Below are 25,013 nucleotides of genomic sequence, written 5' to 3'. Positions count from 1 at the left end.
CGATGGTCGGGATCGGATGTGCGTCATCCTCGCACGGGGCGGGTGGCAGGATTGAGGGCGTGACGAAAGACGCAGAGCAGCACCAGTCCGCAGAAATGTTCTTCGATCCGCTGTGCCCTTGGGCGTGGATGACGTCCCGCTGGCTGATGGAGGTCGAGAAGGTCCGACCGATCGAGGTCACCTGGAGTGTCATGAGCCTGTCGGTGCTCAACGAAGGACGTGACGACCTGCCCGAGAGCTACCGCAACATGCTCGATCGGGGATGGGGCCCGGTGCGGGTGGTCATCGCCGCGGCGCGCGATCACGGCGACAAATACAAGAAGCAGCTGTATGACGCCATCGGCATCCGGCTGCACCCGGGGGAGATGGGTGGCACGGACGAGGGGCAGCGCAAGGCGGTCACCGAGTCGCTGGACGAGGTCGGGCTGCCGGCCGAGCTGATGGACTTCTACGACAACGTCCCCGGTGACGAGATCGACAAGCTGCTGCGCGCCTCGCACGAGCGTGGCATCGGCATGGTCGGTGAGGATGTCGGAACGCCCGTGGTGGCGTTCGGCGACACCGCTTTCTTCGGCCCGGTCGTGACACCCGCCCCGAAGGGCGAGGCCGCCGGCAAGCTCTGGGACGGCTGCCTGCTGGTCGCCGGGACGCCCGGGTTCTACGAGATCAAGCGCACCCGCACTGCGGGTCCGGACTTCAGCTGAGGAGCGGCACGATGCGAGTGCACATCGGTGGCGACCACGCGGCATACGAGATGCAGCGGGCGCTGGTGACCTGGCTCGCCGAGGAGGGCCACGACGTGGTCGACCACGGCGCCAAGGAGTATGACGACCTCGACGACTACCCGGTCTTCGTGCTGCGCGCTGCAGAGGGCGTCGCAGCGGACCCGGGCTCGCTGGGCGTCGTGCTCGGCGGCTCCGGCAACGGCGAGCAGATGGCGGCCAACAAGGTCAAGGGCATCCGCTCGGCGCTGTGCTACAACCCGGAGCTGGCACAACTCGCCCGGCAGCACAACAACGCGCAGGTCGTATCGATCGGTGGCCGGTTCAACACCGTCGAGGAGGCCAAGGAGATCGTGCGTGCCTTCCTGGCGACGCCGTTCTCCGGCGTGGACCGGCACCAGCGCCGGATCGACATGGTCGAGGACTACGAGAAGACGGGTCAGCTGCCCCCCGAGAAGTGACTCGAGAAGTGACCGCGAACCATATCGCATGGATTTGGTTTGGGGTGGGTAAGAAGTCGGTAAATTCTCTCGGCCTGGTCGCCAGTCGGGCGTCAGGATCACGACATGGCCATCGACCTCTCGCTCGCTCCCAGGCGGCTGGCGCGTCCGTCGGCGACGACGATCCGCCCCGGGTCCGACGCAGTGACCGGTGCGCTGGTCTGCCTGGTCATGCTCGTGGGACTGGCCACTGTCGTCTGGCCGCGTGACGTCACCTATGCGTTGTTCATCCCACTCGCGGTGGTCGCCCGGATGGTGCTGTCCAGCCGCCGAACGGCGCTGGTGTTCGGTGCGATCGGTGTTGTCTACCTGATCAGCGTCCTCGACACCGGTGCGCTCGAGACCTTCGGTCTCGGGCTGGTGCTCGCGGCGACCATGGTGCTGGTCTCGGTCATCGACCGGCGGCACACCCGGGCCGGGGTCACGACCGCGGTCGGCGGATCGATGCTGATGGACCTGCGCGAGCGGTTGCGCGTGCAGGGGCAACTGCCGATCCTGCCGCAAGGCTGGAACGTCGAGTCCAGCGTGCAGCCGGCATACGGCGACTCCTTCTCCGGTGACTTCGTCGTCGGCAACTGCCCGACGCGGGACCGTTTCGACCTGGCGTTGGTCGACGTCTCAGGCAAGGGGTGGACGGCCGGCACCCGGTCGTTGTTGCTGGGCGGTGCTTTTGCCGGCCTGCTCGGCGCGATGGAGCCGGATCGGTTCCTGCCGGCCGCGAACGACTATCTGATGCGGCAGGGCTGGTCCGAGGGCTTCGCGACCGCCATACATGCTTCCGTCGACCTGACCAGCGGCGATTACAGCATCGGCTCGGCGGGGCACCCGCCGGCGATGCACTTCCATGCAGGCTCGGGGCGCTTCGCGCCGGTCGACGGCGCCTCGGGTGTCGCGCTCGGCATTCTCGACCGGCAGTCCGCCGACGACTTCGTGCGGATCAGTGGGCGCCTCGAGCGCGGCGACGCGCTGCTGTTGTTCACCGACGGCGTCATCGAGCAGCCGGGCATGGACCTGATGCAGGGTGTCGACCGGATGCTCGGGCATGCGGACCGTGCGCTCGCGGTCGGCGCACGCGGTGCTGCGACCCGGATCTGCACCATGGGGAGCGGCGGCGTGTCCGACGATCGCGCCGTCGTCGTGATCTGGCGCGAGTAGTCCGTGCAGGTGCCCGGCCCTCGTTGAGGTGGCCGAGCGTGAGGTGGCCGAGCTCGCGGTGAGGTGCCGGGCGTGAGGTGAGGTGGCCGAGCTTGTCGAGGTCACGCTTTCCAGCAGGACCTGGACACACAAGACGCACAAAAGAAGAAGGGCCCGGTCACCCGGGCCCTTCTTCGTGTCGGTGACTCAGAGGTCGCCGAGCTTGTCCTTGGCGGCGTCCTGGCCGCTGTCGATCTGGTCGGAGAACTTGCCACCGGTCTTGTCGTCGACGGCGTCCCCGGCCTTCTCGACTCCCTCGTCGACCTTGTCCTTGTTGTCCCCTGCCAGCTCGGAAGCCTTGTCCTTGGCACTGTCGAACAGACCCATTGGATATCTCCTTCTGGATTGACGTCGGCCCTTCGCCGACGGCGTTTACCTTTGCACCATTGCACATAGCGAGCCGGTGCGTCGATACCTGGGCACCGCTTTTCTACCGGCCGGTAAGTACGTCGCCCAGCTGCGGCTACCAGCCGGGAACCTGGGCCGCGGGGCACTGCGACAGTGGGGAGCCCATGCCGGCAACATGACGGAGGACCGCGGCGCAGCGACCATGCCGGCTGAGCGAGCCCGCGAGCGCAGCCGGCGGCGGCATACCGCGTGCACAACCCTCAACGGTTGCTGGTTGTGTGCGAGATCTGGGTGGTTCTGCGTGCATAACCGGCAACGGTCGCTGGTTGTGTGCCGGATTTGGTCGCTTTGCGCGCATAACCCTCAACGGTCGCCGGTTGTGCACACCGGAACCTGGGACATCGGCGAAGCGACGATGCCGACGGAGCGAGCCTGCGATCCCGGGGTTGGGTTGGAGATCCGGAACCTGGGATATCGGCGAAGCGACGATGCCGGCAGGGCGAGCGCCAGCGAGTCCTGCCGGAGGAGGAGCGGAGCCAGAAAACAAAGACGCGAACGAACAGACGAAGGACCCGTGGCGCCCAGCGCCACGGGTCCTTCGTCGTGAGGGAGCGGGCGACGAGAATCGAACTCGCGTAATCAGTTTGGAAGACTGAGGCTCTACCATTGAGCTACGCCCGCGTGGCTTGGCTGACCGCCGATGTGCGGTCCGACCAACCGAGGCGTTAGCCTACTGCCCGCCCGCATGCGCGCCAAACCGGCTACGCGGCGCGGCGTATGACGGGGTATGGCGCAGCTTGGTAGCGCGTCCGCTTTGGGAGCGGAAGGCCGCCGGTTCGAATCCGGCTACCCCGACAGCTAGCATGACGTGTTAGTGCGGCGCGCACGCTTCGAGCTTCTGCGCTGCTGGCAAGACAAGAATTCGCAAGACAACGGGCTCCGTGCGCCGGAGCCGAAATCCCACCATTTTGGAGTCCCTGCAGTGAAGAGTGCCGTCGAGAAGTTGGGTCCGACCCGCGTCAAGCTTTCCGTGGAGGTTCCCTACGAGGAGCTGAAGCCGAGCGTCGACGAGGCATACAAGGCGATCGGTGCACAGATCCAGGTGCCGGGCTTCCGCAAGGGCAAGGTGCCGGCGCGGATCATCGACCAGCGCATCGGCCGCCCGGCGGTGCTGCAGGAGGCCATCAACGAGGCGCTGCCGACGTTCTACAGCCAGGCGCTGGCCGAGAACGAGTTGCGCCCGATGGGTCAGCCGGAGGTCGAGGTCACCGAGGTGCCCGTCGACGACGAGCAGCCGCTGAAGTTCGACGCCGAGCTGGACACCGCTCCGGAGTTCGAGCTGCCCGACTTCTCCCAGATCACCGTCGAGGTCGACCCGTTCGAGGTCTCGGACGAGGACGTCGACAAGGAGTTCGAGGCGCTGCGTGAGCGCTTCGGCACTCTCGCCAGCGTGGACCGCGCCGCGGCCGACGGTGACTCGGTCACCATCGACCTGAAGGCGACGATCGGCGACGAGGACATCGACGACGTCTCCGGCATCAACTACGTGATCGGCTCGGGCAACATGCTCGAGGGTCTGGACGACGCCCTGACCGGGCTGTCGGCAGGCGACACCAAGACCTTCACGGCCCCGCTTGCCGGTGGTGACCACGAGGGCGAGGACGCCGACGTCACCGTCACCGTGCAGGCGGTCAAGGAGCGTCAGCTGCCCGAGCTCGACGACGACTTCGCGCAGATGGCCTCCGAGCACGACACCATCGAGGAGATGCGTGCCGAGGTCACCGAGCAGGTGGAGAAGGGCAAGCGCTTCGAGCAGGGTGTGCAGGCGCGCGACAAGGCGCTGGACCAGCTGCTGGAGACTCTCGACCTGCCGCTGCCGGACAAGGTCATCGAGGACGAGGTGCACCAGCACCTGGAGAACGAAGACCGTCTCGAGGACGACGAGCACCGCGCGGAGGTCGACGAGTCGACCCGCAAGGCGCTGAAGACCCAGCTCATCCTGGACAAGCTCGTCGAGCGCGACGACGTGCAGGTCGGCCAGGAGGAGCTCATCGAGTACATCGTCATGTCGGCCTCGCAGTACGGCATGGACCCCAACCAGTTCGCCCAGGCGCTGGACCAGCAGGGTCAGGTGCCGGCGATCATGGGTGAGGTCGCCCGCCGCAAGGCACTGGCCTCGATCCTGGACGAGATCAAGGTCGTCGACACCAACGGCGACGAGGTCGACCTGTCCGAGCTCGACGAGGAGGACGAGGACGCCGAGGGCGAGACCGCAGAGGCGTCGGAGGAGACCGAGGACTCGGCCGACGCCGCGGAGGCCAAGGACGACAGCAAGGACGACGCGACCGTCTGAGTAAGCACAGGGCACATCGCCCGTATGACGAACCCCTTCCGCACGCTTGCGCGGGAGGGGTTCCGTCATACCCGCGCAGTGGCCCCTGCGGGAGGGCGACCGGATGCCCGAGCGCACGGACAATTCCGCCGTGGGCGAACATCACCCGGACCGGGGACTTAGTGAGGGGGTGCGGGCGTTAGGGTCCAGTGAGATTCACTGAAGCATCACGACGAACGATGGAGACGCGGTGAGCAACGCACAGGAGGTGTCCATGGCCACCGAAGGACAAGTTGGCTTGGACGATCAGATCTACAACCGGCTGCTCAAGGAACGAATCATCTTCCTCGGCTCCGACGTCCGCGACGACAACGCCAACGCGATCTGCGCGCAGCTGTTGCTGCTGGCGGCCGAGGACCCCGAGAAGGACATCTGGCTCTACATCAACAGCCCCGGCGGGTCGATCTCCGCGGGCATGGCGATCTTCGACACCATGAACTGGGTGCCCAACGACGTGGCCACGGTCGCGATGGGGCTGGCGGCCAGCATGGGCCAGTTCCTGTTGTCCGCGGGCACCAAGGGCAAGCGTTACGCCACGCCGCACGCCCGGGTGATGATGCACCAGCCGTCCGGCGGCATCGGCGGCACGGCCTCGGACATCAAGATCCAGGCCGAGCAGCTGGTCTTCGTCAAGAAGCAGATGGCCGAGCTGATCGCGGAGCACACCGGACAGTCGGTGGAGCAAATCGAGAAGGACTCCGACCGCGACCGTTGGTTCTCCGCACAGGACGCCAAGGACTACGGCTTCGTGGACCACGTCTTCGAGAGCTCGACCGATGCACCGGGCCGGAACAACTCATGACCAACAGCTTTGGAGCACAGATGAATTCGCCGTATGCCGGGGTGAGTGTCCCGCAGCCGAGCAGCCGTTACATCCTGCCGCAGTTCGAGGAGCGCACCTCCTACGGCATGAAGCGCTCGGACCCCTACAACAAGCTCTTCGAGGACCGCATCATCTTCCTCGGGGTGCAGGTCGACGACGCGTCCGCGGACGACATCATCGCCCAGCTGATCGTGCTGGAGAGCCAGGACCCCGACCGGGACATCCTGATGTACATCAACTCTCCGGGTGGCTCGTTCACGGCGCTGACCGCGATCTACGACACCATGCAATACATCCAGCCGGACGTGCAGACGTTCGTCATCGGCCAGGCCGCGTCGGCGGCCGCGGTGCTGCTGGGTGCGGGTGCGCCGGGCAAGCGCTTCGCGTTGCCCAACGCGCGGATCCTGATCCACCAGCCCGCGATGGAGGGCACCGGCGGCACGGCCTCCGACCTGGAGATCACCGCCAACGAGGTCTTCCGGATGCGTGAGTGGCTCGAGGCGACCTGGGCCAAGCACACCGGCCGCACGCCGGAGCAGGTCAAGCAGGACATCGAGCGCGACAAGATCCTGACGGCCGAGGAGGCCAAGGACTACGGCCTGATCGACCAGGTCCTGTCCAGCCGTAAGGCCTCCGCTCAGTAGGACATCTCGCCCAGTGACGGCTTCTTCGCCGAGTGACGGTGCAATTGCACCGTCACTCGGTGGGGGAGCCGTCACTCGCGTTTGTGCCGCGGTGTGATCGAGGCGTATGGCGTGACCTCGACAAGCTCGGCCATCTCCGGGTGGGACTGACGGGACGGCAATTCTGCTGTCAGCGGACAGGCGTGACTTGATGTGCGACACCGGGTTTCAATGGAGGCTGCACGGTCCGGTGCGATGTAGCGTCGGCCGGACGAACCATCGCCACCCGGTCCCGGGTGGCGCCGCACGGCATACGACTGGAGGGCACGTGGCACGCATCGGAGAAGGCGGCGACCTGCTGAAGTGCTCGTTCTGCGGTAAGAGCCAGAAGCAGGTCAAGAAGCTGATCGCCGGGCCAGGTGTCTACATCTGCGACGAGTGCATCGACCTGTGCAACGAGATCATCGAGGAGGAGCTCGCCGAGACCTCCGAGCTGGGCCTGGAGCAGTTGCCCAAGCCCCGCGAGATCTTCGACTTCCTCGAGCAATACGTCATCGGCCAGGACACCGCGAAGAAGGCGCTGTCCGTCGCGGTCTACAACCACTACAAGCGGATCCAGGCCGCCGACCAGCCGGCCGCGGCCAAGAAGGACGGCCCGCCGGTCGAGATCGCCAAGTCCAACATCCTGCTGATCGGCCCGACCGGTTGTGGCAAGACCTACCTCGCGCAGACCCTGGCCCGCATGCTCAACGTGCCCTTCGCGATCGCCGACGCCACTGCGCTCACCGAGGCCGGCTACGTCGGTGAGGACGTCGAGAACATCCTGCTCAAGTTGATCCAGGCCGCCGACTTCGACGTCAAGAAGGCCGAGACCGGCATCATCTACATCGACGAGATCGACAAGGTCGCGCGCAAGAGCGAGAACCCCTCGATCACCCGCGACGTGTCGGGCGAAGGCGTGCAGCAGGCGCTGCTGAAGATCCTGGAGGGCACCACCGCGAGTGTGCCGCCGCAGGGTGGCCGCAAGCACCCGCACCAGGAGTTCATCCAGATCGACACGACCAATGTGCTCTTCATCGTCGGCGGTGCCTTCGCCGGCCTGGAGAAGATCATCGAGGCGCGCACCGGCCGGCAGGGCCTGGGCTTCGGCTCGGACCTGAAGTCGGCCAAGGACCCGATGACCAGCTTCTCCGACGTGCTGCCGGAGGACCTGATGAAGTTCGGGCTGATCCCGGAGTTCATCGGCCGCCTGCCGGTCATCACCACGGTCGAGCCGCTGGACCGCGAGGGTCTGGTGTCGATCCTGACCGAGCCGCGCAACGCGCTGGTCAAGCAATACGAGAAGATGTTCGACATCGACAACGTCGAGCTGGAGTTCACCAAGGACGCCGTCGAGGCAGTCGCCGAGCAGGCGATGCTGCGCGGCACCGGTGCTCGTGGCCTGCGCGCCATCCTGGAGGAGGTGCTGCAGCCGGTGATGTTCGACGTGCCCAGTGACGACGACATCGCCCGGGTCGTGGTCACCCGCGAGGTCGTGCTCGACAACGTCAACCCGACGATCGTGCGCCGCGACGCACAGCCGGCCCGCAAGCGCACCCAGCGCAAGGAGTCCGCCTGAGTCGACGCCGGTGACCGGTTGGTCGCCGGCGCCGGTCGATCGACCGGCTGACTGATCGGCCGGTCGACCGGTCACTTCTCGAGCGGGGGCTCCTTGGTGGGCATCGTCCGCTCGAACATCGACTCATAACGAGGCGGCTCGTTCTTCCCCTGCCTGCCCTCGCTGGTCAGCCAGGCCAGCACCAGCACCGCGACGATGAGCCCGCCGAGAGCCAGCGCGGCGCCATACGGGAGTTGCTGGTCGTTGCTGGGCTGGATGAGCAGCATCACAACGGCGACGAGTGTCGTTGCCCCGCCGACCAGGATCGTGCGCGGTGCCCAGAGGGCGAGCACGGAGCGGGGGATCGGTGCTTGGTCGGGCCCGCTGGCCGCCAGGCCGATCGCCACGTGCGCGACGAGCAGCAACCACGCACCCGGGATCACCCACCAGGAGCCTTCGTCCATCCCGCTGCTGAGCCACTGCAGCACCATGGCGCTGAGGAGCAGCAGCCCGGCGAAACTGTCGCTGTTGCCGAGCAGGATCAGCCCGGTGACGACGATGGCGGCCAGGCCGTACCACGACATCCCGCCGACGATGTCGGTCATCACCAGGAGCACCATCGCGGCCAGCAGCGCGGTTGCCAGTGCCGCGGCGTGGTGCCGGTGCAACTGGACGATGCGCTCCATCCGGGGCAGATAGTTCATCGCTGCACCACCCGCGGTAGCGGCCGGGCGGACAGCCGACTCAGCACCGGGTCCAGGCTGCCCGGCCCGCGCCATTGGGTCACCGGCACGCCGAGGCGTTCGATGGCTCGGATCTCGCGGTCCCGCTCCAGCAGCCGGAGCCGGGTGGCGACGGCCAGCCCGGGGTCCTCGGTGGGCACCTCGCCCGGGAAACAATCGATGACCACGACGGTCATGCCGCGCTGCGCCAGCTTGGCGGCCAGCGCGAGCGGCATCGGACTGAGCAGCGGGCTGATCAGCAGCAGCACGCCGCCGGGGCGGAAGCGGGTCCGCACCGCAGCGGTCTGGAAGCCGGTGCCCACGCCGCGTTCGATGCCGGCGAGGCAGTCGATGATCCGGCGCCGGTGCAACGAGCCCATGCCGACCGGGACGCGGACCGGGCGCATGCCACCGACCGCTTCGATGCCGACGCGGTCACCGCGGCGGAGGAAGTATGCCGCGAGCCCTGCCGAGGCACGCACACCCAGGTCGAGCGAGCTGGCTGTGCTGTCGTCCTCACCGCTGCTGAAGTCGGCGGACGCGTCGAGCACGATGAGCACCTCGGTGTCCTGCTCGGCGAACGACGTCCGCACGTGCAGCGTGCCGGTGCGTGCGGAGACCGGCCAGTGGATGTTCCGTAGCCGGTCGCCGACCTGGAACTGCCGGATGTCGGCGAACTCGGTGCCCTCGGCCTTGGTGTTGCTGCGGTTGACACCGACCAGGCCCTGCGGGTGCGGGAGCGCACGCTTGGCGTCGAACGCGGCGGTGTCGGGCAGCGTGGCCACGACCGGGCCGGGGATGTGCACCGTGCCGTAGCGATGTCCGCCCCACGGTCCGAAGACGGCCAGTCGCGTGCTGAGGATCTGGTGGGTGCCCCAGCGGTCCGGTCGCCAGCGCATCGTCTCCAGCGCGTGGCCCTGCTCCAGGGGCTCGGCCACGGCACCCGACGACGGCGTCATCGTCAGGCCGCGTCGGTCGGCGACATACGCAGCGAACTGCTCGGCGTTCTCGTCGGCATCGACGCGCAGCGTCCATGCCTGCGTGCTGCCCTCGGCGGGGGAGGTCGTGGACACCGTCCCGCTCACCCGCGGTATGACGCGAGGACGTGCCGCCAGCGTCCAGACCGTGATGATCAGCAGGGGCGTGCCCAGCACCAGCAGGTCCGGGCGGCCGAAGCCGACTGCGGCACCGATCAGCACGACTGCGAGCAACGCAGCCCGCAGGAAGGACGGCGTGAGGCGCCACCCCGTGTCGGTGTGCGGTCGAAGGGTCCGTGCCGGCATGGCGGCGCTCAGGCCTTCGCGGTTGCGGGAGTCGGGACGTTGTCGAGCAGCCCACGCACCACCGAGGACGCGGTGACACCGCTCATCCACAGCTCGGGCTTGATCGTCACGCGGTGCGAAAGCACAGCCAACGCAACGGTTTTCACGTCCTCAGGGGTGACGAAGTCTCGGCCCCGCACGACCGCCAGTGCGCGACTCACGAGCAGCAACGCCAGCGAGCCGCGCGGGGAGGCACCGATCAGGACCTGCGCGTGCTCGCGCGTCGCCGCCGCCAGTCGCACGCAGTAGTCGACCACGGTGTTCTCCACCTGCAACTGCTCGATGGCGGCCTGCATGCCGAGCAGGCCCGCGGCGTCGGTGACCGGTTTCAGGGTGATGTCCTCCTGCTGCCGTTGCATGCGTCGCTGCAGCACGTCCACCTCTTCCGCCTCGGTGGGATAGCCGAAGCTGACCCGGGAGAGGAATCGGTCCAGTTGCGCCTCCGGCAACGGGTAAGTGCCTTCGTATTCCACGGGATTCGCGGTCGCGATGACGTGGAACGGGTGCGGCAGCCGGAAGGTGCGGCCCTCGACGGTGACCTGTCGCTCCTGCATCGCCTCCAGCAGCGCCGCCTGGGTCTTGGGCGGGGTTCGGTTGATCTCGTCGGCCAGCAGCAGTCCGGTGAACAGCGGGCCACTCCGGAAGTCGAACGTCGCGTCGCGCTGGTCGAAGATGAACGAACCGGTGAGATCCGCCGGCAGCAGGTCCGGGGTGAATTGAGCGCGAGCGAAGTCCAGACCCAGGGTCTGCGCGAGGGATCGCGCGGCCAACGTCTTGCCGAGCCCGGGGTTGTCCTCCAACAGCACGTGCCCGCCGGCGAGCACCGTCGCCAGCACCAGCTCCAGCGCGTGCCGCTTGCCGACGACGGCGCGGTCGACGCTGTCGAGGATCTGCTGGGCGCGCTGAGTCGTCTCCGGGATTGTCGTCGTGCTGACGGACGTCTCGGTGACGGGTGTCTCGCCAGGGGTTCCGGTCTGGTTTTGCTCGGTCACAGTGCCTCGATGCGGTTGATGATGTCGTTCACGGTCTGTTGGTTCACCAGCGGCGCCGGCTGGGTGGTGAGGTAGTGGGACAGCTTCGGGTCGGTGCCGGCCAGCAACTCGGCGTCGTCGGGCACGTGCGCCGCGCCGCTCTCGGCAGCGCGCAGCCGCAGTCGATCGAGCGTCAGGTCACGCAGGATGCCCTGGAGGCTGCCGGCGCTCGCGTTGAGCTCGCCGCCGTTCTTGGTGGACGAGGCGTTCTCGATCTGTCGTCGGAGGTAGCTGATGCGGGAGTCGGCGCTGGTGCGTAGCCGACGACCTGCAGGGTCGCCCTCCCACTCGGCGGGGTCCCAGTCGAGCCGGCGGTCCGACGCCCACCAGATGATCACGAACAACACCCCGATGGCGCCCAGCAGCCCCACCGGGTCGGGGCGCATCACCAGCCAGTGCGTGAACAGCCACGCACAACCCCAGCACACCAGCAGGGTGGCGAAGCGCTTGGCCCACTTGCGGGTCGTGTCGTCGTCGGCAGGAGACGCGGTCGTGCGTGTTGTCGTCATACCCGCTCCTGAGGTGCAGGCAGTGAGAGGCGCAACGCGCGCAGGGCGTCGCGCGCAGCGGTCCGGTCGCGCTCGGTGAGCTGTTGGTGAGGGGAGTAGCGCGCTTCGCGGTAGAGAGCGCTGAGCGTGCGCAGCGACCGGCGGTCAACGTCGAGGGTGTCCAGCACCCGGAGGGTCAGCTCGGCGGAGGTCTCGCTCGGCCGGCGTTCCACACCCGCAGCGGCGACCGACTGCTCGAGATCCACCCAACAGGCGACGATCGCGTTGGACGGGGTGCCTTCGTGCACCAGGCTCTCCTGGCGGCGGACCGCTTCGGCGACCGCGTCCGCCACTGCGTCGTCCACCTCGGGCAACGTGCCGTGCTCTGCGACGCGTCGCCGCTGGCGGACCCGACGGATCACCGACGCGACGACGGCGGTGAGGATCCACAACAGCCCGAGCACCAGCAGGGCGAGCAGGATGTAGAGCATCACGGTGCCCACGACATTCCCGGTGTGGGTGTTCGTGGCGGCCCGGCTGGTCGGGGTGCCGCTCGCCCCGCCGGGCAGGGTCGGTGGGCGGTAGGTGCCGTAGCTGATGTGCAGATTGGGGTCGCGGTCGGGAGCGTGCAGGATCGGCGTGTCGCGTGCCGTCGTGACCACGATCAGCGCCATCAGCGCCAGTGCCGTCCCCGCGCCGGCGAGCAGCATGCGACGACGCGGGCCTTCCGGCGGTTGGTCGCCCTCCCCAGAACTCACCGGTCCAACGTAGGACTCGGCGGTCCGTCGTGTGGGTGAATGCAACCCTTTCGTTACGTCGGGCATCCCGAGGAAGTCCCGACCCCGACGACTACATCGCGTCGAGGCGAGCCGCCCCGCGCGTCACCGTCACTTCTTGCGCGGGGGCGGCGGCACCAGCTGCGCGTCCCGAACCTCCAAGGAGTCACCCTCGGCGTAGGCGAGCGATCCGGAGACCTTCCCGGCCGCACGCAGGTCACCCTCGGACGCACGGACCAGCTCCTGCAGGTCCGCCGGGGCCGCCAGCGTCAGCGCGGTCACCTCGGCGCGCATGCCGAGCTTGGCGTCGGACTTCGCCTTGCGTATGCCGGCCAGCGCCTCACCCACGACGTGCAATGCCTGCGGGTTGCCGCTGGTCGGCCCGCACTCCTCGGGCGTCGGCCACGACGCGCGGTGCACGGTGTCCTCGTGCCACCACGACCAGACCTCCTCGGTCGAGTAGGGCAGGAACGGTGCGAACAAACGCAATTGGACGTCGAGCGCGATCCGCAACGCCGCGTGGGCGCTCGCGGCCGGAGCGTCGCCCTGGCCGCCATACGCGCGATCCTTGATCAGCTCGATGTAGTCGTCGCAGAAGGTCCAGAAGAACGCCTCGGTCAGCTCCAGGCTGCGGGTGTAGTCCCACGACTCGAAGTGCTTGGTCGCCTGCTCGACGAGGTCGCGCAGGCCGGCGAGCATCGCCAGGTCGAGCGGGTCGGTGACCGCTGCGGCGAGGTCACCCTTGCCGTGCTCGCTGTCGGCCATGCTCAGCGCGAACTTGCTCGCGTTGAGCAGCTTCATCGCCAGGCGCCGGCCGACCTTCATCTGGCTCTCTTCGTATGCCGCGTCCATGCCGAGGCGTCCCGAGGCCGCCCAGTAGCGCACCGCGTCGGCACTGTGCTGGGTCAGCACGTCCTCCGGCGTGACGGCGTTGCCCTTGGACTTGGACATCTTCTTGCGGTCGGGGTCGAGGATCCAGCCGTTGATCGCCGCGTCGGTCCACGGCACGTTGTCGTGCTCGAAGTGGCTGCGCACCACGGTCGCGAAGAGCCAGGTGCGGATGATGTCGTGGCCCTGCGGACGCATGTCCATCGGGAAGATCTTGGCGAAGAGCTCGTCGTCGTTGCGGTCGCCGGCGTTGCTCGCGACCGGCCAACCGGAGACGATCTGCGGCGACAGCGAGGACGTCGCCCACGTGTCCATGATGTCCGGGTCGCCGATGAATCCGCCTGGCACGCCACGTTGTTCGGCCGTGTAGCCCGGCGGCACGTCGGTCGCCGGGTCGATCGGCAGCGTGTCGGCAGCAGCGGGGATCGGGTGCTCGTGGTCGGGCTCGCCGTCGGCGTCGAGGGGATACCAGACCGGGAAGGGCACACCGAAGAACCGCTGCCGGCTGATCAGCCAGTCGCCGTTGAGTCCGTCGACCCAGTTGGTGTAGCGGCTACGCATGAACGCCGGGTGGAAATCGATCTGCTCGCCGCGCGCGACCAGTGCCTTGCGCAGGTCTGCGTCGCGGCCGCCGTTGGTGAGGTACCACTGCCGGCTGGTCACGATCTCCAGCGGTTTGTCGCCCTTCTCGAAGAAGTTCGCCTTGCGCTGGGTCGGCTTGGGCTCACCGTCCAGGTCGCCGGACCCGATCAGCGCCTCCACGACCGCCTTGCGGGCCGAGAAGACGGTCTTCGTGGCGAGCTCGTCGGCATACAGCTGCTCACCGGGGCCGCCGGCGATCCACGCCGGGGTCTCGCCCTGCAACCGGCCGTTGCGCGTGATGATCGAGCGCATCGGCAGCTGCAGCTCGCGCCACCAGGTGACGTCGGTGAGGTCACCGAAGGTGCAGCACATCGCGATGCCGGCCCCCTTGTCGGGCTCGGCCAGGTGGTGTGCGACCACGGGGATCTCGACACCGAAAAGCGGTGAGGTCACAGTGGATCCGAAGAGCGACTGGTAGCGCTCGTCGTCCGGGTGGGCGATCAGCGCGACACACGCGGGGATCAACTCGGGGCGGGTGGTCTCGATGTAGACCTTGTCGTCGCCGTGGTGGAACGCCACCCGATGGAAGGCGCCTGGGTAGTCGCGAGCCTCGAGCTCCGCCTGGGCGACCGCGGACTGGAAGGTCACGTCCCACAGGCCGGGCGCCTCCGCCTGGTAGGCCTCGCCGCGCTCCAGGTTGTGCAGGAACGCCTCCTGCGCCACGGCGCGGGAGCGGTCGTCGATGGTGCGGTAGGTCTGCGCCCAGTCCACGGACACCCCGAGCCGACGGAAGAGCGACTCGAAGGCCACCTCGTCCTCGGTCGTCAGCTCCTCACACAGCGGGATGAAGTTGGCGCGACTGATCGGCACCTGGTCGGCCGCCTTGACCGACTTGCCCTCGGCACCGCGCAGCGGCGGGGTGAAGTCCGGGTCGTATGCCGCGGAGTGGTCGCCGCGCACGCCGTAGTAGTTCTGCACGCGGCGCTCGGTCGGCAGGCCGTTGTCGTCCCAGCCGAGGGGGTAGAAAACTTCCTTGCCCTGCATCCGCTGGTAGCGTGCCACGACGTCGGTGTGGGTGTAGCCGAACACGTGGCCCACGTGCAGGCTGCCGCTGGCGGTCGGCGGGGGAGTGTCGATCGAGAACACCTGGTCGCGCGGCAGCGACAGTGCGCGCTCGCGGTCGAACTTGTAGGTGTCGTTCTCCCGCCATACAGCGCCCCACTTGTCCTCCAAGCCGTCCACGGTCGGCTTGTCGGGGATCTGTGGGGTGTTGCTCTGGGCGGAATCAGTCATGCCGCACATGATCCCATCCGCGCGCGCGGAGTGACGAATCGGTTTCGGGTATGGCGTCGGTAGGTCGTCGATACGTCGTCGGTGTGCCGTCGATATGTCGTCGGTGTGCCGCCCGCGGCCCCCAATTCCGCGGGAGTCAGGCCGGGGCGACGGTCTCGTCGAGGCCCTCCTGCAGGCACCGCTGCAACACGTCGAGGTCCTGCACCGCACGCCCGTCGACGTTGACCGCGATGCACGCAGTGTCGACATAGCTGAGCAGTGACGCGGAGATCGCCACGCCCGGCAACGGGCCGAACGCGAACATGCCGGTCACCTGCGCGCCTGCCATGTATGACGTGCGGGTCGGCCCCGAATTCACCGCGACGGACGCATCCGCGACGGCCCCAGAGCGTTGCAGCGCGACGAGCAGCTGCGAGGGCAGGAGACCGGTCACCGGCGCGGTCGCGCGCAACGCGTCCAGCGCCTCCTCGGTGTGCAACGACAGCAGCTCACCGCGAACGGCAGCAACGCGATCGGTGGCGTCGACGATGCCGATCGGCGCGGCGATCATCGCACCGGCGAAACGGTTGCCGCTGCTCGGGTCCTCCATGCGGTTCAACGACACGCGGACGCTCACCGACAGGTCCTCGATTTCGGTGCCGTGCTCCTCGTGGTAGCGCCGCAGGCCGCCCAGGACTGCCGCGATGAACACGTCTTGGAGCGACCCACCCACACCGCGTGCGGCCTCGGTCAGACCCGCGAGTGGCGTTGTCAGCGTGAGGAATTGCCAATCCGTGCCCTGCCGGTTGACGAAGAGCGGCGACGGCAGCGCCGGTGCTGCTGCAGTCAGGCGACGGACGGATGCGGCATACCGCATGCTCTCGGCCACCGCACCCAGCGGATCACGCACGGCGGCGATCCCGCGCTCCGCGATCGACATTGCACGGCGAGGCGCGCCGGCCAGACGGCCGATGCCGCCGAGGGCGCTCAGCCGGATCGGATCGGCCGGTGCGCTCTGTTGCGACGCATCGGCCGGCGCGGTCAGCTTGTCGGGAGTGTGCTCGCGGGTGCGCGACAGCAGCATCGACAGCAACTGCACGGTGCCAGGGGTGTCCGCCATCGTGTGATGGATCCGCAGCACACACGCGGCGGCCCCGTCGACCAGCCCGACGAAGAGCGTGGCGTCCCACAGCGGGTGCCGGCGATCGATCGGGGTCAGCGCGATCGCCTCGGCGGCCTGTATGACGTCGGCCGGCCGGCCGTTGCCGCCGAGGTCGCGTCGGTGCACGTGGCGGTCGAGATCGAAATCGTCGTCATCGACCCACGCCGGCTGGGTCGTCGGCACTGCGGGGTCCATCACCCGCTGCCGGAGCCGCCGAACCAGCGCCGTGCCCCAGTCGTAGGCGGCGTGGAACCGGTCCCAGTCGGGCTCCTCGTCGAGCAGGATCACCACGGTGTTGGTGGCCGACATCGCCGGGTGGCGCTCGGAACGCCACAGGATGGTCTCCACCGGATCCAGCGTCGGGCGGTGTGACCAGGCGGCCGCGGCAGCCCAGCGTTCGCGGTCCGTCCGGTCTTCGAATTGGGCGGTCGTCATTCGTCCTCCTGCCCCTGGTCGCTGGTCGAGTCGCCCGGAGCGCCGGCGGAGGCCGTATCGAGACCAGGCCAGTCCGTGAGGGTGTCCTCAAAAGCCTTGTGCAGCTTGGTGATCCGACGATCCAGCGTCTTCAGCGTCCAGTCGGTCTCCGGCGGCAGCACGGCGACGTCGACGGTCCCCGGCTTCAACACGAGGGAGTGCTTGCCGAGGAGTTCACCGGTGTTGCGCAGCACGATGGGCACGATGGGCACGCCCGCCCGGATCGCCATGTGGAAGGCGCCCTTCTTGAACCGACCGAGCGCGCCGGTCGGTGACCGGGTGCCCTCGGGGAAGATCATCAGCGACGTGCCGGAGCGGATCCGGTCGACCACCGGGTCCAGCGCGGCGCGCGCCTCCGCCGAGTTGGACCGGTCGATGTAGACCGGGTTCAGCAGCAGGCTGCCGGCGAGCGCGCGCGGGTCGAAGCGGGCCTCTTTCTTCGCGACCACGGTGAAGTCCCGCTTGAGCAATGCGCCGACGACGACCGGGTCCAGCGAGCTCTGGTGGTTGGCGACGAACACCGCCGGCCGGTGCGACCACAGGCGTTCCTCGCCGATGACGTTCAAGGACACGCCGGCCAGTGCCAGCGGCAGGCCGCCGATCATCCCGGCCGCCGCGTTGAGGCCACGGCTGCGGTCCCCGCTGAGCAGACTGATCGTCATACCAGTCGACGCGGCGGCGTTGAGCCCGCCGAGCGCGGCCGCCGTGCGCGCGACCGCGGTGAGCGAACCCTTGGCCGGATCGCGCAGGTTGAGGATCGGCCAGCCGAGACGCTCCGCAGCCGCCTGCAGGCCGCGGTGCGGGTTGAGCGCGACGGGGAAGCCGACCGACGAGAGGAAGGCGACGTCCTCGTAGCCGTTGCCGTAGGCGTAGGACTCCGCCAGGCCGAGCCCGTGTTGTTTGGCGAACGCACGCACCGCCGACGCCTTGTGCCGGCCCCACAGCATCGGGCCCTCGGTCTCGCCGGTGAAGACGCCGTCCTCGACGGCCAGGCGCGTGCAGACGAGGTTCTCTATGCCGAGTTCCCTTGCGATCGGGGCGATTTGGTATGGCGTCGCCGCCGACGCGACCGCCACCGTGTGGCCCGCGGCCAGGTGCGCTCGCACCAAGGCGCGGGACTCCGCCCGGATCGTCCCGGCGATCTTCCGGACGAACAAGCGCTCGCCCGCGGTGACGTAGGCATCCTCGGACTGACCGCGCAGCGATGCGAAGAACCGCTGCGAGATCTTCGTCGGGTCGCCACCGAGGACCTCGCCGTCGACGACGTCGACGAGGCTGCGCAGCAGGTCGATCGGCGTGATCTCACGCTTGCGCAGCTGCTCACCGAAGAACGTCGTGCCGGTGTAACCGGCGACCAGCGTGCCGTCCAGGTCGAAGAACGCTCCGACCTGCGGGCCCTGCGGGCCGGCCTCGATCCGCGCGATCGCTTCACGGACCGGCTGGGACAGCGGACTGGGCGGGGTGCTCATCGACGAAGCTCACTCGGGTCGGCGTGCGTGGGCAGGTTGACGGCGGAGCGATGCCCGGCCAGCTCGCCGATCAACGCGACGCGGCGCACGGAGTCGGCGATCTCGGCGGCGAACGCCTCGCGCCGGGCCGATACGTCATCGCCGCCGTCCAGCAACTGTCGGTGTCGGGCGAGCGCCAGCGCGGTCTTGTAGAGCTCGAGCGACACCGACTCGGCCGACGCGATCCGTCGCTGCAGCGCCCACTGCTTGCCGACGGCAAGCGTCTCCTGCAGCAGGTTGTCCTCGTCAACGGCTTCGTCGCCCTGCTCGGCGAGCCGGTCGGCCAGCACCAGATAGGCGTCCAGGAAGGGCCGCAGGACCAAGTGCGCCACATGAGGTTCGGAGGTCGCCAGCAGGTGAGAGGCCATCTCCGGGTCGATCGTGTCGAGCTCGCCACCGGCGGTGATCCGCAGCTCGGAGCGAAGGTCCTGCTCGAACTGGTCGCGGCCGGGGAAGAAGAACTCGAACTTCAACAGGTCACGCAGCCGCTTGGCCTCCTCCCAGCCGACCTGCAGCTGACCGCCTTCGGGCAGCTCGGTGTCGGGGTCGAGTTCGGCGACGGTGAGCATCGCGAGCTCGAGGATGGCGCGGTCGACCAGGATGTGGATGACGGTGTTGCGGTAGAACGCGGCGACCAGGTGCTGGTCGGGGCCGATGCGCCATACCGGCTCGGTGCCGCGGTCGTAGGCGGTGAGAACACCGCTGCGGACAAGGTCCTGCAGAGCCCGCCGAACCGTCGAGCGGTCCCGCAGGTTGGCCGCGCCGGCAACCGGCCACTGCCGGGCGTCGATGTATGACGCGAGCGGTTGCACCGTGTCCAGCACTTCGTCCAGGTTGAGCGCCCGGTCCTCGCCGAGCAGCGCCAGGCAGACGATCGCGGTCACGGTGACCGGCGTCGCGCGGTTGAGCCGATGGCTGATGTCGAGCGCGATCCGCTCGACCGCCTGGTGGGTGGTCAGGCCGTCCGCGTGCAGTGACTCCAGGCGGGCGCGCAACGGGAACGGCTCACCGATGGTCAGGTAGGCACGGCCCATGCGCGCTCGCTGCAGCGCGGCGAACCGGACCACGAAGCCGAGGCTCTCGGGCTTCTTGCGATCGCCGGTCGCCTCGGCCGTCATACCGGCGACTTCGTGCAACTGGTCGTAGACGATCGAGACCGGCACGACCTGCGCGTCGATCTCGCCGTTGCCGTCGGCCGCTCCCTCCACGGCATCGACGATGTATTTCAGGATGCCGTGCACCGGCGGCCGCAGTTTGCCGGTGCGGGTCCGGCCGCCTTCGATGGACCACGCGAGGTTGCGGTGGTTCTTGACCAGCTGGCGGACGTAGGACTTCAGCGTCAGGCGGTAGACCGGGAGGTCACCGGTGGATCGCCGGATGAAGATGAGGCCGCTGCGGGCCACGATCTGGCCCAGGACCGGCAGGTCGAGGTTCGCGCCGCCGAAGGTGAAGGTGGGGCTGAAGCGGCGGGCACGCAGCACGTTGGGCACGGCCATGCCATCAAGGTAGGAACGGTGGCTGAAGGCGAGCGCGAGGCTGTTGTTGCGGTCCAGCTTCTTCAGTTTCGCGATCTGGTCCTCGTCGACCAGCACGTCATACGCGCGCAGGAACCAATCGCCGGCACGGCTCCAGTTCTTGGTGGTGAACGCGCCGTGACTGGCTGCCATCTCGCGCAGGTATTCCGACGCTTCGGCGCGGACCTGCTCGATCGGCCGCCCCTCGTGCTCGGCGGCCTCGACGAGTCGCTCGTCGAACCACGCGTCGTGGCGGAGTTCCTCTGCCTCTTGCGGCGGTGCAGCAATGGGCAGCGCTCGACCGACAAGATCGCGTGCGCGCCAGCCGAGACTCATTCCGCGACTCATCGATGTGGCCTCCTTCTACGATCGCCCCACCTTGTCAGATGTGCGCCGGTTCGCGCGCGGGTCGGGGTGCCGGGCTGTCCCTTCCAGATGTTACCCGCAGGTAGTCGATTGGTCGCTGGTCCGTGACGTCGTCATCGAGTGGGGCGGGGCAGTCGTCATCGCGTGGGTCGGAGCAGGGAGTACATCAGCAGATCGACGCGTCGGCCGCCGATCTCCTCGTGGCTGCGCAGCAGGCCCTCGCGCTCGAAGCCCGCAGCCTCGGCGGTGCGGATCGATGCGGTGTTCCACGGCTCGATCCGTGCTTCGAGACGGTGCAGCCCGTCGATCGTCCACCCGAAGCCGACCAGCGCCCGGAGCGCATCGGCAGCGACACCTCGGCCCCGGACGCGCGGCGCCACCGAATAGCCGACACCGGCCCGGCCGGCTGGCAGGTCCCGGATCCACAGTCCGGCGTTGCCGAAAGCGGTGTCCGTGGCGCGGTCGGCGATGCAGAAGGCGAAGCCGGTGCCCTCCGCGAGGCGGCCACGCTGCCGGCCCAGGTATGCCCGTGCCTCGTCTTCGGTCGCGTCGGCGGGCAGGCTGCCGATCGTCGGGACGTACGGATCGGTCGACAGGTCCTGGATCATCGGCAGGTCTCGCTCCTCGAACTGCCGCAGCCGGACGGCGCCATACACCGGCGCGTGCGTGGGCCACCTCAGGTTGTTCGGTGCCGCAGTCATGCCCTGAACGTATGACGACGCGGCGTCTCGCCGCACCGTGAATTCGCCGGGGCGAGCGTGGCGACCGGGACCGACGACGTGGGAGGGTGAGCGACGGCACGTGGACGCAATACCGCATGTTCGCGCCGTTGGGCGCTAACGTCAGGTCACGAATCAGGAACACCGGATCACTGGGGAGTGAGTAATGCCCGACACCTTGACGGTGCAGCCGTTCATCGACACCTTCCCGTCGGACGCCGGCGCCCGTGTCCCGGACGCCGACTTCATCACGTATGGCGAGGGGCAGCTTCCCGCGGCGTTGATCGAACTCTGGCGCGCCCACGGCCTCGGTTGGTATGGCGGAGGACGTGTCGCACTCGTCGACCCGGGCACCTGGATGCCGGTGTTGCAGACGTGGTTCGGCTCGGGCGTGACCAGCGTGCCCTTCGCCGTGACGAGCTTCGGGCACGTCTACCACTTCGACCGGGTCGGCGGCCAGGACCGCATCCAGTGCCTCGACCCGCACTTCCAGCACAACGCGGTCGTCGCCGAGGACGGCACGGCGTTCTTCACCGAGCACCTCACCGGGTCGACCTCACACCTGGCCGACCTGCGCGAGCTGCACAAGGCGGCCCGCGAGGCCAAGGGTGAGCTTGCCCAGGACGAGATCTACTACTTCGAGCCGATCCTCGCGCTGGGCGGTCAGGTCAACCTGGAGAACCTGCAGCGCGGGAACGGCCCGGAGCACGTCACCGAGATCCATCGGAAGATCGCCGCGCAGCACCAGCAGTAGGGGCCGCCGCGCCCTGCGGCGCACCCGCTATGACGTGTGGTGGACCTCCTGCAGCCCGTACACCGGTGTCGGGATGCCCTCGTAGCGTGCCTTCAGCTGCAACGCGAGGTAGAGCGAGTAGTGCCGTGACTGGTGCAGGTTGCCGCCGTGGAACCACAGCGCCTCCTGCTGGGTCGGCTTCCACATGTTGCGCTGCTCGCCCTCCCACGGTCCCGGGTCCTTGGTCGTGTCGGAGCCAAGGCCCCAGACCTTGCCGACCTTGTCCGCGGTCTCCTGGTCGATGATGTCGGCGACCCAGCCGTTCATCGAGCCGTAACCGGTCGCGTAGACGACCAGATCGGCCGGCAGCTCGGTGCCGTCCTCCAGCACCACGGAGTTCGCGGTGAGGTGGTCGACGTTGCCGTGCGCGAGCTTCACCTTGCCGTCGCACACCAACTCGGCGGCGCCCACGTCGATGTAGTAGCCCGAGCCGCGGCGGAGATACTTCATGAACAACCCGGACCCGTCATCTCCCCAATCGTGTTGGAAGCCAACCTTTTCCAGCCGGTCGTAGAAGTCCTTGTCGCGCTCTGCCATTTGCTCGTAGAGCGGGATCTGGAATTCGTGCATGATCCGGTAGGGGAGCGAGGCGAAGATCATGTCCGCCTTGTCGGTGGTCACTCCGGCTGCCAGCGCGCGCTCGGAGTAGAGGTCGCCGAGGCCGATGTCCATCAGCGTCGCCGACTTCACGATGTGCGTGGAAGACCGTTGCACCATCGTCACGTCGGCGTCGTGCTCCCACAGCGCTCCGCAGATGTCGTGTGCGGAGTTGTTCGAGCCGATGACCACGACCTTCTTGCCGGTGTAGGCCTCCGGGCCGGGGTGCTGACTGGAGTGCTGCTGCTCGCCCTGGAAGACATCCATCCCGTCGAAGTGCGGGAGGTTGGGCTTGCCCGACATACCCGTCGCAAAGACCAGCTGCTCCGGGTGCAGCACCAGCTCCTCGCCGTCGCGGTCCACCGTGACCGACCACGTCTTGCTGTCCTCGTCGTATGTCGCAGCGGTCACTCGTGATTTCGGCCAGTAGGGCACCTCCATCACCCGCGTATACATCTCCAGCCAGTCGCCGATCTTGTCCTTCGGCGCGAAAACCGGCCAGTTCGGCGGGAATTGGAGGTAGGGCAGGTGGTCGTACCAGACCGGGTCGTGCAGGCACAGGGACTTGTAGCGGCCACGCCACTGGTCGCCCGGGCGGTCGTGGTTGTCGAGCACAACGGCCGGCACGCGCAGCTGACGCAGCCGCGCACCGAGCGCGATCCCGCCCTGGCCGCCGCCGATCACCACGACATACGGCTGCTCGGTGCGCCCGAGTGTCGACTCCTCGTCCTGCTTCTTCTCCAGCCAGGACTTCCGGCCGCGGGACAGCTCGTGCTCGACGCCCTGCGGGCGACTGGTGCCTTGGTTCTCCTCGTGGCCCTTGAGCTCGCGCAGGCTGGTCAGCAGCGTCCAAGCCCGCAGGTCGCCGTCCTCGTCTTTGAGCCGAAGGTGCCCCTTGCCGCGGCCGACCGCGGTCTCGAAGGTGATCCAGCACTCGATCACCCCGTCGGCCTCGGTCGGTTCCTCGCTGAACTCCCAGTCCGTCGGGTCGGTGCGGTCGAGCGTGTGCTGCAGCAGATCGCGTATGCCGTCCCGGCCCTCCACCGTGCGGATGTTCCAGGTGAACGACACGAGATCACGCCAGAAGCATTGCGTCGCAAAGAGGTCGACGGCAGCCTCGATCTCGCGGGTCCGCAGGGCGTCGTCGAATTCGGTGAGCCACTGCTCGGCGCGTTGCCGTGGCGTGGGTGCGGCGGTCCCCGTAGTCCGGCTCGGCGGGTCCATGGTGTCGGTCATCGCGCGTCCTTTCAGTGAGCGACTGTGACTCACAGCACACTCCCCGGACTACCCTGGACGGAAGCGTTGCAACACGTTGCAACTTCAGGTTTGACGCAGGAGTGCGGATGGCCGACTACAACGCAATCTCACCTGGCACCGACTTGGCCCGCTACGCCCGTGAGCTGATGCGGATGCACGACACGGTGATCGGCGGAGGCCGAGCCGCCCTGCAGCCGCGGCCCGTCGTGTCCCGCTCCTGGCAGCGGGTGCTCGGCTTCGGTCTCGTGCCCGACCGACTCGGCGCACGCGACCCGCTCTCCGCGGAGCAGCTTGAGCAACTGCGGCGGACGTCTCCGCTCCGGCTTGTCATCGACGACCTTGCTCGAGCGATTTCCAGTGTCGCCGACGCCTCGCACTTCCTGATGGTCGTGACCAACGGTGACGGCATCATCCTGTGGCGCCGCGGCGACACGAAGGTGCGTCGCACAGCCGACCGGCTCGGCTTCAGCGAGGGCGCGCGGTGGACCGAGGATGAGGTGGGCACCAACGCCATCGGCACAGCGCTGCAGGAGGCGAGCCCGGTCCAGCTCTTCTCCGGTGAGCATTTTGAGCAGGCTCAACACCCTTGGTATTGCACGGCTTTCCCGATCCACGACCCGCGATCCGGTGAGTTGCTCGGCATCGTCGACATCAGCGGACCGGCGCTCACCCTGCACCCGGCGATCGGTGCGCTGGTCGAGACTGCAGTGCTGCTCGCGGAGTCGTTGCTGCGTCGGCACCATGATGAGGCGTTGGAGCGGTTGCGTCTGGCTGCCGAGCCGATCGTCTCAGCGGTCGGGGGTCCCGCGCTGGTGGTCGATGACGCCGGCTGGGTCGCGCACAGTGCAGGCGTGGCAGTCCGTGATCGGATCTCGGTGCCCGAGCTCGACCGGCCGATCGCCGTGCCCGGACTCGGATTGTGTATGCCGGAGCGGCTCGACCTCGGCTGGCTGGTCCGGCCGGCCGCGGACGACCGGCAGATCACCGCGCACCTGCAGCTCGGCCGCAAGCCGGTCATCGAAGTCCGTGCCGACGCCGAGCCGTGGCGAGTTGCGTTGTCGCAGCGGCATGCCCAGATCTTGGATCAGCTCGCGACGGCCGGTCGGGAGGGCATGACGCCATACGACCTGAGCGTGGCGCTATTCGGCGACGGCGAGCACAGTGTCGCCGCGCGGGCAGAGGTGTCGCGCCTGCGCAAGACGCTCGGCGCGATCGTCGACAGTAGCCCGTACCGCATCGCCGACGGTGTCGAACTGACGGTGACCGACTGAACCCCACCCCTTCGCCGAGAGGCCCCCGGATTACCCAGAGGCCCGGCGATTCGGGCCGAATTCGGCCCGAAT

21 protein-coding genes and 2 tRNA genes are annotated in these 25,013 nt (G+C 68.2%); 10 read left to right on the top strand and 13 right to left on the bottom strand.

The window, feature by feature from the left end:
- Nucleotides 1–95 precede the first annotated feature (95 nt).
- The 3 genes from ACSZL9_RS05030 (at nt 96) to ACSZL9_RS05020 (ending at nt 2,377) form a co-directional block, all read left to right on the top strand.
- Nucleotides 96–704, top strand: coding sequence for a mycothiol-dependent nitroreductase Rv2466c family protein (locus ACSZL9_RS05030; RefSeq protein WP_446665105.1), 609 nt, complete (start codon nt 96–98; stop codon nt 702–704).
- A gap of 11 nt (nt 705–715) precedes the next feature.
- The gene (locus tag ACSZL9_RS05025) at nt 716–1,183 is read left to right on the top strand and encodes a ribose-5-phosphate isomerase (RefSeq protein ID WP_446664374.1); all 468 of its coding nucleotides are present in this window, start codon (nt 716–718) and stop codon (nt 1,181–1,183) included.
- Between the two features lie 105 nt (nt 1,184–1,288).
- On the top strand, nt 1,289–2,377 hold the full coding sequence (locus ACSZL9_RS05020) for a PP2C family protein-serine/threonine phosphatase (RefSeq protein ID WP_446664373.1): 1,089 nt from the start codon (nt 1,289–1,291) through the stop codon (nt 2,375–2,377).
- 186 nt (nt 2,378–2,563) lie between these two features.
- On the opposite strand, the gene ACSZL9_RS05015 is transcribed toward ACSZL9_RS05020, so the two are convergent.
- Both ACSZL9_RS05015 and ACSZL9_RS05010 read right to left on the bottom strand, forming a co-directional pair.
- Nucleotides 2,564–2,743 carry an antitoxin gene (locus ACSZL9_RS05015; protein WP_446664372.1) on the bottom strand — a complete coding sequence of 60 codons (180 nt, stop codon included), beginning with the start codon at nt 2,741–2,743 and terminating at the stop codon, nt 2,564–2,566.
- A gap of 631 nt (nt 2,744–3,374) precedes the next feature.
- Nucleotides 3,375–3,445 (bottom strand) — tRNA-Gly (locus ACSZL9_RS05010).
- A 100-nt stretch (nt 3,446–3,545) separates the two neighbouring features.
- On the opposite strand from ACSZL9_RS05010, the gene ACSZL9_RS05005 reads away from it, so the two are divergent.
- The 5 genes from ACSZL9_RS05005 to clpX all read left to right on the top strand — a co-directional run bounded on the left by ACSZL9_RS05005 (nt 3,546) and on the right by clpX (nt 8,220).
- A tRNA-Pro gene (locus ACSZL9_RS05005) sits at nt 3,546–3,619 on the top strand.
- A 127-nt stretch (nt 3,620–3,746) separates the two neighbouring features.
- Nucleotides 3,747–5,117 (top strand): trigger factor, encoded by a 1,371-nt coding sequence (gene tig / locus ACSZL9_RS05000; protein WP_446664371.1) that lies wholly within the window; start codon nt 3,747–3,749, stop codon nt 5,115–5,117.
- A 253-nt stretch (nt 5,118–5,370) separates the two neighbouring features.
- The gene (locus tag ACSZL9_RS04995) at nt 5,371–5,958 is read left to right on the top strand and encodes an ATP-dependent Clp protease proteolytic subunit (protein ID WP_446665104.1); all 588 of its coding nucleotides are present in this window, start codon (nt 5,371–5,373) and stop codon (nt 5,956–5,958) included.
- Nucleotides 5,955–6,623, top strand: coding sequence for an ATP-dependent Clp protease proteolytic subunit (locus ACSZL9_RS04990; protein ID WP_446664370.1), 669 nt, complete (start codon nt 5,955–5,957; stop codon nt 6,621–6,623). The genes ACSZL9_RS04995 and ACSZL9_RS04990 overlap by 4 nt, the downstream gene beginning before the upstream one ends.
- Before the next feature lie 307 nt (nt 6,624–6,930).
- The gene (gene clpX, locus ACSZL9_RS04985; protein WP_446664369.1) at nt 6,931–8,220 is read left to right on the top strand and encodes an ATP-dependent Clp protease ATP-binding subunit ClpX; all 1,290 of its coding nucleotides are present in this window, start codon (nt 6,931–6,933) and stop codon (nt 8,218–8,220) included.
- Nucleotides 8,221–8,291: 71 nt separating this feature from the next.
- Here the strand turns inward: clpX and ACSZL9_RS04980 are convergent, their stop codons facing one another.
- From ACSZL9_RS04980 to ACSZL9_RS04935, 10 genes are all read right to left on the bottom strand, one after another.
- Nucleotides 8,292–8,903 (bottom strand): hypothetical protein, encoded by a 612-nt coding sequence (locus ACSZL9_RS04980; RefSeq protein WP_446664368.1) that lies wholly within the window; start codon nt 8,901–8,903, stop codon nt 8,292–8,294.
- On the bottom strand, nt 8,900–10,204 hold the full coding sequence (locus ACSZL9_RS04975; RefSeq protein ID WP_446664367.1) for a DUF58 domain-containing protein: 1,305 nt from the start codon (nt 10,202–10,204) through the stop codon (nt 8,900–8,902). Before ACSZL9_RS04975 ends, ACSZL9_RS04980 begins: the two co-directional genes overlap by 4 nt.
- Nucleotides 10,205–10,212: 8 nt before the next feature.
- Complete coding sequence (locus ACSZL9_RS04970) at nt 10,213–11,235, bottom strand: AAA family ATPase (protein ID WP_446664366.1); 1,023 nt, start codon at nt 11,233–11,235, stop codon at nt 10,213–10,215.
- Nucleotides 11,232–11,783 carry a hypothetical protein gene (locus ACSZL9_RS04965; RefSeq protein WP_446664365.1) on the bottom strand — a complete coding sequence of 184 codons (552 nt, stop codon included), beginning with the start codon at nt 11,781–11,783 and terminating at the stop codon, nt 11,232–11,234. Before ACSZL9_RS04965 ends, ACSZL9_RS04970 begins: the two co-directional genes overlap by 4 nt.
- Nucleotides 11,780–12,520: a DUF4129 domain-containing protein gene (locus ACSZL9_RS04960; protein ID WP_446664364.1), complete on the bottom strand. Its 741-nt coding sequence runs from the start codon at nt 12,518–12,520 to the stop codon at nt 11,780–11,782. The genes ACSZL9_RS04965 and ACSZL9_RS04960 overlap by 4 nt, the downstream gene beginning before the upstream one ends.
- A gap of 129 nt (nt 12,521–12,649) precedes the next feature.
- Nucleotides 12,650–15,301 carry a valine--tRNA ligase gene (valS, locus tag ACSZL9_RS04955; protein ID WP_446664363.1) on the bottom strand — a complete coding sequence of 884 codons (2,652 nt, stop codon included), beginning with the start codon at nt 15,299–15,301 and terminating at the stop codon, nt 12,650–12,652.
- Between the two features lie 136 nt (nt 15,302–15,437).
- A complete protein-coding gene (locus tag ACSZL9_RS04950; protein WP_446664362.1) occupies nt 15,438–16,877 on the bottom strand; it encodes a wax ester/triacylglycerol synthase domain-containing protein in 1,440 nt (479 codons plus the stop codon).
- Nucleotides 16,874–18,385, bottom strand: a complete 1,512-nt coding sequence (locus ACSZL9_RS04945) for an HAD-IB family hydrolase (RefSeq protein ID WP_446664361.1) — start codon at nt 18,383–18,385, stop codon at nt 16,874–16,876. The genes ACSZL9_RS04950 and ACSZL9_RS04945 overlap by 4 nt, the downstream gene beginning before the upstream one ends.
- Nucleotides 18,382–20,286: a lysophospholipid acyltransferase gene (locus tag ACSZL9_RS04940; protein ID WP_446664360.1), complete on the bottom strand. Its 1,905-nt coding sequence runs from the start codon at nt 20,284–20,286 to the stop codon at nt 18,382–18,384. The genes ACSZL9_RS04945 and ACSZL9_RS04940 overlap by 4 nt, the downstream gene beginning before the upstream one ends.
- A gap of 155 nt (nt 20,287–20,441) precedes the next feature.
- Nucleotides 20,442–21,005, bottom strand: a complete 564-nt coding sequence (locus tag ACSZL9_RS04935; RefSeq protein ID WP_446664359.1) for a GNAT family N-acetyltransferase — start codon at nt 21,003–21,005, stop codon at nt 20,442–20,444.
- Between the two features lie 184 nt (nt 21,006–21,189).
- On the opposite strand from ACSZL9_RS04935, the gene ACSZL9_RS04930 reads away from it, so the two are divergent.
- The gene (locus ACSZL9_RS04930; RefSeq protein ID WP_446664358.1) at nt 21,190–21,777 is read left to right on the top strand and encodes a T6SS immunity protein Tdi1 domain-containing protein; all 588 of its coding nucleotides are present in this window, start codon (nt 21,190–21,192) and stop codon (nt 21,775–21,777) included.
- Nucleotides 21,778–21,804: 27 nt separating this feature from the next.
- Here the strand turns inward: ACSZL9_RS04930 and ACSZL9_RS04925 are convergent, their stop codons facing one another.
- Complete coding sequence (locus ACSZL9_RS04925; protein WP_446664357.1) at nt 21,805–23,649, bottom strand: NAD(P)-binding domain-containing protein; 1,845 nt, start codon at nt 23,647–23,649, stop codon at nt 21,805–21,807.
- Nucleotides 23,650–23,756: 107 nt separating this feature from the next.
- Here ACSZL9_RS04925 and ACSZL9_RS04920 point away from each other — a divergent pair, with 107 nt between their 5' ends.
- Nucleotides 23,757–24,941 carry a transcriptional regulator gene (locus ACSZL9_RS04920; protein ID WP_446664356.1) on the top strand — a complete coding sequence of 395 codons (1,185 nt, stop codon included), beginning with the start codon at nt 23,757–23,759 and terminating at the stop codon, nt 24,939–24,941.
- The last annotated feature ends 72 nt before the right edge of the window (nt 24,942–25,013 follow it).

The organism is Flexivirga sp. B27, assembly GCF_052905685.1.
This window is presented reverse-complemented; position numbering and strand designations above follow the sequence as displayed.